Origin of the sequence: Oxalobacter vibrioformis (genome assembly GCF_027118995.1) — a bacterium.
Classification (GTDB): Bacteria; Pseudomonadota; Gammaproteobacteria; order Burkholderiales; family Burkholderiaceae_D; genus Oxalobacter; species Oxalobacter vibrioformis.
Window position 1 is genome coordinate 2020866 of record NZ_CP098242.1, and the last position, 11770, is coordinate 2032635.

Sequence of the window (11770 nt, forward strand, 5' to 3'; positions counted from 1 at the left end):
AGTTAGGGAGAATATATGTTCGCTTCTTCGCGGCACGGCGCAAATGCTTATGCCAAGGTGGGTATTGAAACGGGGGTGCTGGCAGCCAGCCCGCACAAGCTGATTACGATGCTTTTTGATGGTGCGCTTTTGGCGATTGCGACAGCGGCCAAACATATCGAATCTGGTAACATCGAGGAAAAAGGACAGGCTATTGTCAAGGCGGTGACGATTATTCAGAGCGGGCTCCAGGAAAGCCTGAACAGGGAGGCGGGCGGCGAATTAGCCAATAATCTGGATGCGCTGTATGACTATATGCGCCGCCGTCTTTTTGAGGCGCATGTCCGCAATGATGCGAGCATGCTGGAAGAGGTAAAGGGGCTTTTGCTCGAGATCAAAAGTGCATGGGATGAGATTGGTTCTACGGTAGACGGAAATATGGCGGGTGCGCAGGCCCAGATTGCTCCGCAAAGTGTACAGGATCCGCTCTTGCCTGCAAAACCTGTGTTGACCCGGATGAGGGCATAAGGTATGGACAAGCACGTGATAATGGCGGTGTATGACAAGATTTCCGCTGTCATGAGCCTGATGGTCCAGGCCGCTGAAATGAATGATTGGGATACGCTGGTTGATCTGGAGTTGCAGTGTTCGACTTATGTAAATACCCTGCGGGCAGGCGACCATCATGATGGTCTGACGGAGGATGAAATTCAGCTCAAGATGGACATGATCCAGAGAATTCTGGAGGATGACCGCCGTATCCGGGAACTCGCTGATCCCAGGATGAAGGAGTTGTCTGATCTGATTTATCATTCTGCCACGACACGTAAGGTACAGCAGGCTTACGTTAGCTAGGTTTTATGGAGCTGCGGAGCGACGTCACCGGCACGCGCCCTGTCAATCCGACCGGTAGTGCTCAACAGGTCTCTGTAGCGGGTGACCCCAGACAGGATGTTTATGCGCGCCTGATGGCGCTGGCAGTCGGCCGCCCGGTGGCAGCCGAAATCGTTTCACAAAGTGAAAGCGGCACATCGATGGTAAGGGTGGCCGATACGGTTGTGCAGATGGATCTGCCGGCTGACGCGAAGGTGGGGGAAAAGGTGACACTGACCCTGCTTGCCAGGGAACCCCGTCTGACCTTTCTTTTCGAGCGGGAACCGGCGGCGCATTCGATGGTCTCAAATACGGGCCGCCTGATTGATAATATCCTGCGCTCGCTCTCCCAGGATGGTTCTACAGCTACCCTGGCAGGGCGCACGCCACTGCTTCCCACACCGGCCAATTCACCGGCGGCAGCGCTGATGCTGCCGTCAGGTCTTGCTGCCCAGCTTGAAACGATACTTTCGAATATGTTCAGCACCAGCGGGCTTTTTTATGAGTCGCATCTGGCGCAATGGGTAGCGGGAACGCGCTCCCAGGCCACGCTGATGGAAGAGCCCCAGGCAAAACTGGCCAATCTGCAGCAAAACCCGCAACAAGCGATTGCCCGTCCGGAAGAGCAGATGAACCGGCTGGAGACATTGCAGGAAAAAAGCTGGGTTGCCTCGCTGATGAGCAAGGCGGCGTCGAAATTGTCTTCTGTCATGCAACAGCAGCATCCGGACAGGCTTGAGCAGGTGATTGACCGCGATGCAGCGGGCATGATCCGTATGCAACTGGATGCGCTGGAGAACCGCAAGGTGATCTGGCAGGGGGAATTCTGGCCGGGCCAGGAGATTGAGTGGGAAGTGGAAGATGAAACGCCGCGGGAAAAACGCGAGTATGGAGAGCCTGAGCAGAGCAGCTGGCAAAGTGTGCTTCGGGTGAATCTGCCGCTGTTGGGCTCGATTACGGCAACGATGCGCCTCACAGGCGATACGGTGCAGGTGCAGTTGGGCACAGCTGATGAGGCTTCGGTATCACTTTTGCGGGAATTTGGCCCGGAACTGGTTTCGGCCCTTGAGACAGCGGGCGCGAAGCTGGATTATTTTACGGTGAGTGATGAAACAGCCTGATACACAGCAAAATGCGGTGGCGCTTGCCTATGAGGTAGGCAGCAGGGCGCCGAAAGTGGTGGCGAAAGGGCGCGGCCTGATCGCAGAGGAGATCATTCGCCGCGCCAATGAAAGCGGTGTTTTTGTTCACCAGTCCAAGGAGCTTGTTGCCCTTTTGATGCAGGTTGAACTGGATCAGGATATTCCGCCTTTACTTTACCGTGTTGTTGCGGAACTGATGGCTTGGCTTTATCATGTCGAAGCGAGACAGGCGGCAAGACGATCACCTCCTCCTCCCAAGCTGGATATTCCCAAGGTGGAATCCATTCGCGAGGAAAAATAATTCCAATAAACGTTGTTTCTTCCGTGCATCTTTTGGCATCTTGTATTATTCTAATAGATGTTGATGTGTGGAAATTTTTTTGTTGAAGATATGTGTTTTTGGGGAAATTCTATTGCTGCCCTGATCGCAGAGTGATTGACTTCAGCTGGAATGAATGAATGGAAATAAAAGACCCCTCAGCTGATAATCCTGGCCGGTCATTTGAGGAAACGCTGGAAAAGTACCAGGTTTATTCGCCGCTCGAAATCGGCCGGATCCTGAAAGGTATCCAGGCTAACAAGCAGCTGATTCGCATGAGTTTTGTCGGTACGATGGAAACGGTGATTACCAGCGTGCTCAATGTGGATGTCAAGGCAAGGATGCTGTTACTGGATACGGCACCGGTTCCTGCACAAAACCAGATTGCGCTCAAAAGCAATCTGATCAGTTTTGAAGGGGTTCTTGACCGGATCAAGATTTCTTTTACGACCAACAAGGTGTTTGCGGATACCTATGAGGGGCGGGAGGCTTTGCGCGTACCTTTTCCGGAAAGGCTGGTGCGCCTGCAGCGGCGGGATCATTTCCGTGTCCCGGTTTCAAACAGCACGATTCGTATTCCGGTGGAAGTGAATGGCCATGTCATGCACTCGGTGGGCAATATCCGGGATTTGAGCCCGAATGGCGCCTGTGTGATTGATGCTTCGATGATGGTGGATAATACGGTGGGCATGGTTTATCGGAATTGCCGCCTTGATCTGCCGGATACTCAGCCTCTGACGGTGACGCTGGAAATTCGCAACTCCCATGAGGTGTCGATGCCGGATACCTCGCACCAGCGGCGCATCGGCTGCCAGTTTGTGGATCTTTCTTCGGCAGAATCTGCCCTGATCCAGCGCTATATCACCCGCCTGGAACGCCAGCAGAAAATGCTGACGGGCTGACGCAGTATGGAATAAGAAAGCAAGCCGCCTTCAAGGCGGTTTTTTGTCAGGTTCGGACGGGCTGGGCTTTTATGGCGGTTCATGATCTGCTTCGCGATCGGGCGGGATGCGGTTATCATTACCTGTTATATTTTCCGTTTATATTGTCCCTGGCTCATGACGTACCACCCTGAACGGTTTCAGATTCATTCCCCAAGCGAGATTGCCTGCATGCTTCGCAGTATGCAGGACAAGGCCGAACGGCTGAGGATGCGTTTTGCAGATTCGGCAGAAACGGTGATTACCTGTGTGCTGGGGGTGGACCTGAAGAACGGGTGTGTTTTTCTGGATTGTGCCGCGTCGCCAGCGCAGAACCGGCTTGCACTGCAAAGCCGGGGAATCAGCTTTGAGGCTGTCATCAACCGGGTAAGAATTGCGTTTCGCGCCAATCGTCTCCGGCAGGCTTCGTTTAACGGCCGTCCGGCATTGGTGATGGAACTGCCGGAGTCTATTGTGCGCTACCAGCGCAGGGAATCTGTTCGCCATGCGCTCGATCATGCACTGATCCGCATACCGGCCGGTTCTGAAAGGGAGATCACAGCGAATGTGAGGGATATCAGCGTGGGCGGTATGACGCTGATTGATGAGGCGGGGGCGATCAGCTACGGGGTGAATGCGCTTTATCAGGGATGTGAGTTGCGGTTGCCGGAGACGCGTCCGGTTATGGTGAATATCCGTTTTCGCAATATGATGATGGTGCCGGGAAAGCGGGGAGGGCCTGTTTCTCGTATCGGTTGCCAGTTTGCGGACCTGGACGATGCGGAGGCGGTAAAAATCCGGCGTTTTGTGGCTGATGTTGAACGTCAGCGCCGGATGCGTACTGACAGCGAGGAAGGGTGAGTATCGTTTTTCCGGGAATCAGGCTTTGGTTTTTTCAGTAAAGGGGGCGACAGTGCCACTGCCACTGCAACAAGGATACCGATAATGGAAAGATAGCCATACCGCTTCCAGGCGTGTTATGAAAAAGCAAAAGCCGCCATTTTGGCGGACAGAAATCTCTCAAGGCCGTATGGATAACGGCCTTTTGTTTTTATGGCGATGGGCTGCAGCGCCTAGATCTGCATGCCCATGATTTCCTGGTAGGCGGAAACGAGGCGGTTTCTGGCTTGAACGGTCGTCTGGAGCGCAATACTGGCTTTTTGCATGGAGATCATGACATCAGACAGCTGCACATCGTCGTTGCCGAGTGCAAATTGCTCACCCAGTTGTTCAGAATTAACCTGCAGTTCGTTGACGCTGTCCAGGGTGGCCCGAAGCGCAGATGCAAAGTCACTTTTACCGGTTGCCTGGGTCTTGTCAGTTTCGTTGACCAGTTGATCAGCGATGTTCTGAACCCGGTTGGACGGTGGCGTGACCTGGGACGCTGTGCCCCTGATCTGCTCCAGCATGGCCTGGATCTGGTTGGTGTTAATTGCCATCATGTTTTTTATTCCTCAGGATGATTTTCCCGTTTGTGTGTGTTGACCGATTCCGGCTGATTGGTTCACGGACTGACACACATTAGCCACTTTAGCACTGGATCGGGCGTCCGGAGCACCGATAAAGTGGCAAAAAACCGCTTTATTCAACGGTTTGAAAACGGGTCTTAAGAAGGACAATTGGTGTTACTCATAATTCCCCTTAATGCGTTTGGCGGGGATGAGAAATAATAAAAAACAACGATTTACCTCACTTACAGTCAGCCTGGAGGGCGAAGATGGCAGTAGCGGAAGAACCAGGAGTGTTGGGCAGTATGCCACCAGCGGCGGATGCGCCAGCCAGTGCAGAGACTCAGGCCAGCGGCATCAGCGCGCGTATCGCGCAGGCGCGGGAGCGTCTTGCCGAGCCTCGTATCCGGAATATTGCGCTAATTGTCGGCATTGCGGTGGTGATCGCCATCATGGCCGGTATCTGGACGTGGACCCAGAAAACGGAATACGGGGTCCTGTATTCGGGCTTTGCGGAAAAGGATGGGGGGGCCATCATCTCTACGCTTGAGCAGATGCAGATTCCTTACAAGGTGACCAATGGCGGCGGCTCGATCCTTGTGCCTGTTGACATGGTACACGGCCTGCGCCTGAAGCTGGCTTCGGAAGGCCTGCCAAAGGCAAGCGGCGTTGGCTTTGAGGTGCTGGAAAACCAGAAGATCGGTTCTTCGCAATTTCTGGAGCAGGTCAATTTCCAGCGGGCTTTGGAAGGTGAGCTTGGCAGGACGATCCAGTCGATGGAAGCGATCCAGAATGCACGCGTACACCTGGCCATGCACAAGGCATCGGTTTTTGTGCGCGATCAGCAAAAACCCACCGCCTCGGTGCTGTTGACACTGTATCACGGCCGTTCGCTGGACCGGATGCAGGTTAATGCGATTGTGCACCTGGTGGCAAGCAGTGTGCCGGGACTGAATGCCGGCAGTGTGACGGTGGTGGACCAGAATGGTGAGTTGCTTTCCTGGCAGGATAAGGACAAGACGGAAAGCGACAAGATGGATGCCAAGCAGATGCAGTATGTGCAGGAGTTGCAAAAGAATATCGTCAAGCGGGTTGAGTCCATCCTGGCGCCGGTAGTGGGTGAAAAGAATGTTCGCGCGGAAGCGACGGTTGAGGTGGATTTTTCCAAGAGTGAGCAGGCTGAGGAGATTTACAAGCCAAACCAGGCGCCAAATACGCCTTCGATTCGCAGCCAGCACAGCACAGAGCAGCAGAAGATGGCAGCAGACCCTTCCGGTGGCATTCCGGGCGCGGTGACCAATCAGCCGCCTGTACCGCCGACAGCGCCACTGATCCAGGAAAATCCGGGGCAGCAGCAGACGGCGCCGCCGGGACAGCGTGTCTTTACGCCGGTTGGCCAGGGTAACAGCAATACGCCCCTGGAAGGCAAGAAGGAGTCGGTGATCAATTATGAAGTGGACAAGACGCTGCGGTATACCCAGAAAGCGGCAATGGGTGAGCTCAAACGCGTCACGGTCGCTGTTGCGGTAAACTACAAGCTGGGCAAGGATGAAGACGGCAAGGAAGGGCTGGTGCCGCTGACCGAGGCTGAAAAAGAGGAAGTGGCCGGGCTGGTCAGGGAAGCGATGGGTTACAACGCGCAGCGTGGTGACAGCCTGTCGGTACTGAATACCCGCTTTGCGCCGCTGGATGATGGCCCGCCGATCTGGAAGCGGCCGGAAACCTACACGGTTGCAAAAGATGTCGGTAAATATGTTCTTATTGCGGCGGTTTTCCTCTGGCTGTACATGGCTTTCCTGAAGCCGATGATTTACAAGCTTTCCGGCAGGGAAGAAGCCGACCGGAAGAAGAAGGAAGCTGAGGAGGCTGCCAAGGCCGAGGCCGAGGCGAAAGCGGCTGATCTGGCTGCCATGCAGAAGAAGGCCGAGGAAGGTGATGTGGATGCGATTGTCCAGCTTACCGGGGCAGCGGTATCTGAAGCTGAGGAAGCGTATCAGCACCTGCTGGATGTGGCCAGGAATATGGCCCGTGAAAATCCGAAAGCGGTTGCCAACATAATTCTGGAGTGGCTGGGAAATGACTGATTCAACACCAAGAAAAATGGATGGCGCGGAAAAGAGCGCCATCATGATGCTGGCGCTCGGTGCTGATGAGGCGGCCGAGGTGATGAAATTCATGGGGCCGCGTGAAGTGCAAAAGCTCGGTGCTGCCATGGCAACGATGAAGGGGGTGCCGGCAGGAGATCTCGAACGGGTATTGATCGAGTTCATGGCGGAAGCCTCGAAAAACACGGATATTGGTGTTGATACGGATTCGTATATCCGCGATGTGCTGACCAAGGCGCTGGGTGATGACAAGGCTGCCGGCCTGATTACCCGTATTTTAGGCGCGCGGGATGAAAGTGGTATTGAAAGCCTGAAGTGGATGGATGGTCAGACGGTGGCTGATCTGATCAGAAGTGAACATCCGCAGATTGTTGCCACGATCCTTGTGCATCTGGAGCGGGATCATGCCTGTGAGGTGCTGGGATATTTTGCCGAGCGTCTGAGAAATGATGTGGTGCTGCGGATTGCGACGTTAGATGGTGTCCAGCCTTCGGCATTGCGTGAATTGAATGATGTGCTGACGAAGCTCTTGACCGGTAACGAGAATATGAAGAAGAAACCGATGGGCGGCGTCAGGACGGCGGCAGAGATCCTGAACTTCATGAGCAGCGAATATGAAGGCAGCGTCATGGATCACCTGAGGCAGTACGACGAGAAAATGGCGCAGGACATCATGGATGAAATGTTTGTCTTTGACAACATCATCGATATTGATAACCGCGGTATCCAGACGATTCTGCGCGAGGTTCAGTCCGATACGCTGATTATTGCCCTCAAAGGCACCAGTGAAGAACTGCGTGAGAAATTCTTCAGGAACATGTCGCAGCGTGCGGCTGAAATGATGCGCGAGGATCTGGACGCGAAAGGACCGGTACGCCTGTCTGAAGTGGAAGGCAACCAGAAGGAAATCCTGACAATTGTACGCCGTCTTGCGGATGAGGGCCAGATTGTAATAGGTGGTAAGGGAGACGATCAGTTTGTATAAGACGTTGCCAAAAGAGAAGCAGACCGCCTTTCAGCGGTGGGAGATCGCCTCACTTGAGGAAGAGGCTGCAGAGCGTGCGGCCAAAAAGAAGGTGATTGCTCCTGCTGACCGGGATTTTGGTGCGCCGCTGACACCGGAAGAGGTGGTGGCTGAGCCAGTGGCAGAAACGATTCCCGAGCAGGATCATCCGCTGCTTGAGGCGGCGGATGAAAAAGGCGACGAGATTGAGCCGACGGTCAGCGAGGCAACGGTTGAGGATGTGCATGCCCTGATCGAAGGCATGCGCAAGGAAGCACAGGAAGCCGGGTATCGCGCCGGCCTGGAAGAAGGGCTCGTGAAGGGGCAGGAGGAAGGTCAGGCGCGCGGATACGAGGAAGGACTTGCCAAAGGGCTCGAGGAAGGGCGCCAAAAGGGCGAGAGTGAAGGATTTGAAAAAGGCTATCGGGAAGGAACAGCGCAGGGTGATGATTATATTCGCACCCTGAAAACGGTAGCTGAAAGCTTTGCCGAGGATGTGGCAAGGGCCAATGAAACGATAGCAGAGGATTTGCTGGCACTTTCACTGGATTTTGCCAAGGCGATGATGAAGACTGCGCTGAAGGTCAAGCCGGAGCTGATGGTGCCGGTGGTAGCTGACGCGGTACGTTACCTGCCCTCGCTGCAACAGCCGGCCGTATTGTACCTGAACCCGGAAGATGCGGCGATTGTCAAAAAGGCGATGGGTGAAGAATTGGAGGCTGCCGGGTGGCGGCTGGTGGAAGAACAGGTTCCTCGCGGAAGCTGCCGTGTTGAAACGGCCAGCAACCAGATTGACAGTTCGCTGTCAACGCGCTGGCAGCGTTTGTCTGCCAACCTGGGACAAACATCGGACTGGATGGAATAATGAATACGGTAGCGGCCAATACGGGATTTGCACGCTGGCAGTCATATCTGGATGACTGCCGGGCGCTGTTGCCGCTTGTGGAGCCGATGCAGGTATCCGGCCGGGTGACCCGGGTGACCGGTCTGGTAATGGAGGCGGTGGGGTTAAAGCTGCCGATCGGCAGTGCCTGCTGGGTGCCGTTGCCAAGTGGGATGCGAATTGAAGCTGAGGTCGTGGGTTTTGAAGAGGACAAGCTGCTTTTGATGCCGCAAAGTGATGTGGAAGGGATTGTTCCCGGTACCCGGGTGTTTCCGGTGGAGGCGATGGAAGCGCTGCCGCAGCTGGGCTCGGTAAGCCATCCCCGCAGAAGGCCGACTGATCGGGCCAGGCATTTGCCCGTGGGTGAAGAGTTGCTGGGCCGCGTGGTGGATGCGACAGGCCGCCCGTTGGATGACCTGGGGCCGCTCAATGCGGCGCATTCGGCCCCGCTGGCGGTGAGGGCCATGAATCCGCTGGGTCGCGCCCCGATTACAGATATCCTCGATGTGGGTGTCAGGGCGATCAACAGTATGCTTTCTGTCGGGCGGGGTCAGCGTATGGGGCTTTTTGCCGGTTCGGGCGTTGGCAAGAGTGTGCTGCTTGGCATGATGGCGCGTTATACCAGTGCGGATGTGATTGTGGTGGGCTTAATTGGTGAACGTGGCCGCGAGGTGAAGGAATTCATTGAGCAGATTCTCGGTGAAGAGGGGTTGAGGCGTTCTGTTGTGGTGGCTGCGCCAGCTGATACCCCGCCGCTGATGCGTTTGCAGGGCGCGGCGTATACGACAACGATTGCAGAATATTTCCGTGACCAGGGTAAAAGTGTGCTGTTGATCATGGATTCGCTGACACGCTATGCGATGGCGCAGCGCGAGATTGCGCTGGCAGTGGGTGAGCCGCCGGCAACGAAGGGGTATCCGCCTTCAGTTTTTGCGAAACTCCCTGCACTGGTGGAGCGTGCCGGTAATGGCAAGGAAGGTGGCGGCTCGATTACCGCCTTTTACACGGTACTTACCGAGGGGGACGACCAGCAGGACCCGATTGCAGATGCCGCGAGGGCGATTTTAGACGGTCATATTGTGCTCAATCGTGAGCTGGCCGAGGCAGGGCACTATCCGGCGATTGATATTGAGCAGTCAATCAGCCGCGCCATGCAGAATATTGCCACGCCGGAGCATCAGCAACTGGCAAGGAAATTAAAGCAGCTGAGCTCGCGTTATTCGCGCAGCCGTGACCTGATCAGTGTGGGCGCCTACAGCGCTGGCAGCGATCCGGTGCTTGATGAAGCGATTGTACGGCATGACAGGATTGAGGGCTTTTTGCAGCAGGACATCATGGAACGCTCGAATGTGGCGGAAAGCTTAGAAGAGCTGGCCGGGGTTTTTGAATAGGTCTGGGGAAGGGCGGAGCAGTTATGGTCAAGTCCTCCACGATGGAAACCTTAATCAGCCTGGCAGCAGAGGAGGTGGAAAAAGCGGCGGTTGTACTGGGACATACGATCAGGGCAGGCGCCGAGGCAGAACAGAAACTGACCCTGCTTTTGCAGTACAGGGAAGATTATATGGGACGTTTTGATGAAAACAGAAAGACCGGTCTTTCTGCGAGGGATTACCAGAACTACCATAATTTTATTGACAAGCTGGACGAGGCGATAAGCGGCCAGCAAAAGGTGGTACAGCAGGCGCAGGAGCGCATTGATGCAGCAAAAGCCGCGTGGCAGGAGTGTGAGAAGAAAAGAGCGTCTTACGAAACCCTGCAAAAACGTGCGGAAGTCAGGGAAATGAAGAAAGCCAGCAGGCGGGAACAGAAAGAAGCGGATGAATTCAACAGCAGAAAAGCCCGTATGGCGAAATTAAAGCAGTAATACAGGAGAACGGAAGATGAATATGTCATTGTTGATGGTTGTTCAGCCCCTTTTGGATGCGGGCAGGAATATGACATCTAGCGCGAGCGCAAAAAACCAGGGGAATGATGCGTCAAACCCTTTCCAGGCGCTTCTCAAGGGCCAGATGGCAGCACGCGAACCGGAAAAGCAGATCATGCCGGCTGACAGCAAAGAGGCGGTAAAGCAGCCATCATCTTCAAATGAAGGTCAGAACACGACGGATGAGGCAAGCGCAAAAGAGCCGGTAAAAGAAGGCGAAACGGCTGAGGCCACACTGCCTGGTAAGTCAGACGATAACGTCACTGTGGAAGATGATGCGGCAGTGCTTGCCCAGATCATGGCGGCAACTGCCGGTGCGCAGATTGTGCCGGTGGAGCCGGCGCCGGGCAATGATACGGCCGAGCTGGCGGATGAAGCGCTGGTGCTGGCGGCAACAGAGGAAGAGTCCACTGGCGGCAGGAAGATGCGGGCGACAGATGAGATTGAGGCTGGCAACGTCAAGCGTGATACACAGGAAGGTGGCGATGAGGTGACCTATGACAAGGTGCAGGCCGATGCCGGGCAAAATATGAAAACGCCGGTTGACAAGCCGGTTGCCGAGGCAGTCGCGCCGAAGGTGGCTGCAACGGATACGGCAGCTGCCGCAGTCAAACCGGTGGCTGAACAACAGCCGGTTTCACAGACGCAGCAGCCGGTGCCAACCATGTCAACACAACAGGTTCAGCAGGCAACCGTGGCGCCGATGACGGTGGAAGCTAATCCGGCCGCCACCCGCGTCATGCAGCAGATGGGTTCTCCTGAGTGGAACCAGGCTATCGGACAGCGTGTCCTGTGGATGGTCGGACAGGAACAGCAGAGTGCCTCGCTGACACTGAATCCACCGGAGCTGGGCCCGGTCAGGGTGGTGGTGAGCGTGTCGAACAATAATGCATCGGCCAATTTCTTCTCGGCCAACCCGGATGTCAGGCAGGCCCTGGAAGGCTCATTGCCGCGACTGCGGGAGATGATGGAAGGCGCAGGTATCCAGCTTGGCCAGGCGCAGGTGGGCGCGGAAAATTCAGGTAACCAGCAGTCCGGACAGGCATCCTCTTCCGGCGGCAGAACGGCTGGTGTAACCGGTGATGATGGCGATATCGGCAATCTGACAGCGGTTACCGATGTGCCGGCATCAGGACGAATGATATCCAAAGGACTGGTTGACACCTTTGCCTGA

General features: G+C 55.3%; 13 protein-coding genes. 12 read left to right on the forward strand and 1 reads right to left on the reverse strand.

The window, feature by feature from the left end; genetic code table 11:
- Positions 1–15: 15 nt before the first annotated feature.
- The 6 genes from fliS to NB640_RS09970 all read left to right on the forward strand — a co-directional run bounded on the left by fliS (position 16) and on the right by NB640_RS09970 (position 4094).
- A complete protein-coding gene (gene fliS, locus NB640_RS09945; RefSeq protein WP_269308552.1) occupies positions 16–507 on the forward strand; it encodes a flagellar export chaperone FliS in 492 nt (163 codons plus the stop codon).
- 3 nt (positions 508–510) lie between these two features.
- On the forward strand, positions 511–834 hold the full coding sequence (locus tag NB640_RS09950) for a flagellar protein FliT (RefSeq protein WP_269308553.1): 324 nt from the start codon (positions 511–513) through the stop codon (positions 832–834).
- Between the two features lie 5 nt (positions 835–839).
- Positions 840–1973, forward strand: a complete 1134-nt coding sequence (gene fliK / locus NB640_RS09955) for a flagellar hook-length control protein FliK (RefSeq protein WP_269308554.1) — start codon at positions 840–842, stop codon at positions 1971–1973.
- A complete protein-coding gene (locus NB640_RS09960; RefSeq protein ID WP_269308555.1) occupies positions 1960–2295 on the forward strand; it encodes an EscU/YscU/HrcU family type III secretion system export apparatus switch protein in 336 nt (111 codons plus the stop codon). The genes fliK and NB640_RS09960 overlap by 14 nt, the downstream gene beginning before the upstream one ends.
- A gap of 158 nt (positions 2296–2453) precedes the next feature.
- A complete protein-coding gene (locus NB640_RS09965; protein ID WP_269308556.1) occupies positions 2454–3215 on the forward strand; it encodes a flagellar brake protein in 762 nt (253 codons plus the stop codon).
- Positions 3216–3296: 81 nt separating this feature from the next.
- Positions 3297–4094, forward strand: coding sequence for a flagellar brake protein (locus NB640_RS09970; RefSeq protein WP_269308557.1), 798 nt, complete (start codon positions 3297–3299; stop codon positions 4092–4094).
- 212 nt (positions 4095–4306) lie between these two features.
- Here the strand turns inward: NB640_RS09970 and fliE are convergent, their stop codons facing one another.
- A complete protein-coding gene (gene fliE, locus NB640_RS09975; RefSeq protein WP_269308558.1) occupies positions 4307–4675 on the reverse strand; it encodes a flagellar hook-basal body complex protein FliE in 369 nt (122 codons plus the stop codon).
- Positions 4676–4950: 275 nt separating this feature from the next.
- Between fliE and fliF the strand changes: the two genes are divergently transcribed.
- From fliF to NB640_RS10005, 6 genes are read left to right on the forward strand one after another with little or no spacing between them, the layout of a single operon-like run.
- Positions 4951–6765, forward strand: coding sequence for a flagellar basal-body MS-ring/collar protein FliF (gene fliF / locus NB640_RS09980; protein WP_269308559.1), 1815 nt, complete (start codon positions 4951–4953; stop codon positions 6763–6765).
- Positions 6758–7771 (forward strand): flagellar motor switch protein FliG, encoded by a 1014-nt coding sequence (gene fliG, locus NB640_RS09985; RefSeq protein ID WP_269308560.1) that lies wholly within the window; start codon positions 6758–6760, stop codon positions 7769–7771. The genes fliF and fliG overlap by 8 nt, the downstream gene beginning before the upstream one ends.
- Positions 7764–8654 carry a flagellar assembly protein FliH gene (locus NB640_RS09990; RefSeq protein ID WP_269308561.1) on the forward strand — a complete coding sequence of 297 codons (891 nt, stop codon included), beginning with the start codon at positions 7764–7766 and terminating at the stop codon, positions 8652–8654. The genes fliG and NB640_RS09990 overlap by 8 nt, the downstream gene beginning before the upstream one ends.
- On the forward strand, positions 8654–10063 hold the full coding sequence (gene fliI / locus NB640_RS09995; protein WP_269308562.1) for a flagellar protein export ATPase FliI: 1410 nt from the start codon (positions 8654–8656) through the stop codon (positions 10061–10063). The genes NB640_RS09990 and fliI overlap by 1 nt, the downstream gene beginning before the upstream one ends.
- Before the next feature lie 23 nt (positions 10064–10086).
- A complete protein-coding gene (gene fliJ, locus NB640_RS10000; RefSeq protein WP_269308563.1) occupies positions 10087–10536 on the forward strand; it encodes a flagellar export protein FliJ in 450 nt (149 codons plus the stop codon).
- A gap of 16 nt (positions 10537–10552) precedes the next feature.
- Positions 10553–11770 carry a flagellar hook-length control protein FliK gene (locus tag NB640_RS10005; protein ID WP_269308564.1) on the forward strand — a complete coding sequence of 406 codons (1218 nt, stop codon included), beginning with the start codon at positions 10553–10555 and terminating at the stop codon, positions 11768–11770.

Excerpts from the sequence above, each read along its gene's own strand:
- NB640_RS09970 (WP_269308557.1), top strand. The coding sequence starts at position 3,297 with ATGATCTGCTTCGCGATCGGGCGGGATGCGGTTATCATTACCTGTTAT.
- fliG (WP_269308560.1), top strand. The coding sequence starts at position 6,758 with ATGACTGATTCAACACCAAGAAAAATGGATGGCGCGGAAAAGAGCGCC.
- fliK (WP_269308554.1), top strand. The coding sequence starts at position 840 with ATGGAGCTGCGGAGCGACGTCACCGGCACGCGCCCTGTCAATCCGACC.
- fliJ (WP_269308563.1), top strand. The coding sequence starts at position 10,087 with ATGGTCAAGTCCTCCACGATGGAAACCTTAATCAGCCTGGCAGCAGAG.
- NB640_RS10005 (WP_269308564.1), top strand. The coding sequence starts at position 10,553 with ATGAATATGTCATTGTTGATGGTTGTTCAGCCCCTTTTGGATGCGGGC.
- fliF (WP_269308559.1), top strand. The coding sequence starts at position 4,951 with ATGGCAGTAGCGGAAGAACCAGGAGTGTTGGGCAGTATGCCACCAGCG.
- NB640_RS09950 (WP_269308553.1), top strand. The coding sequence starts at position 511 with ATGGACAAGCACGTGATAATGGCGGTGTATGACAAGATTTCCGCTGTC.
- fliS (WP_269308552.1), top strand. The coding sequence starts at position 16 with ATGTTCGCTTCTTCGCGGCACGGCGCAAATGCTTATGCCAAGGTGGGT.
- fliI (WP_269308562.1), top strand. The coding sequence starts at position 8,654 with ATGAATACGGTAGCGGCCAATACGGGATTTGCACGCTGGCAGTCATAT.
- NB640_RS09965 (WP_269308556.1), top strand. The coding sequence starts at position 2,454 with ATGGAAATAAAAGACCCCTCAGCTGATAATCCTGGCCGGTCATTTGAG.
- fliE (WP_269308558.1), bottom strand. The coding sequence starts at position 4,675 with ATGATGGCAATTAACACCAACCAGATCCAGGCCATGCTGGAGCAGATC.
- NB640_RS09960 (WP_269308555.1), top strand. The coding sequence starts at position 1,960 with ATGAAACAGCCTGATACACAGCAAAATGCGGTGGCGCTTGCCTATGAG.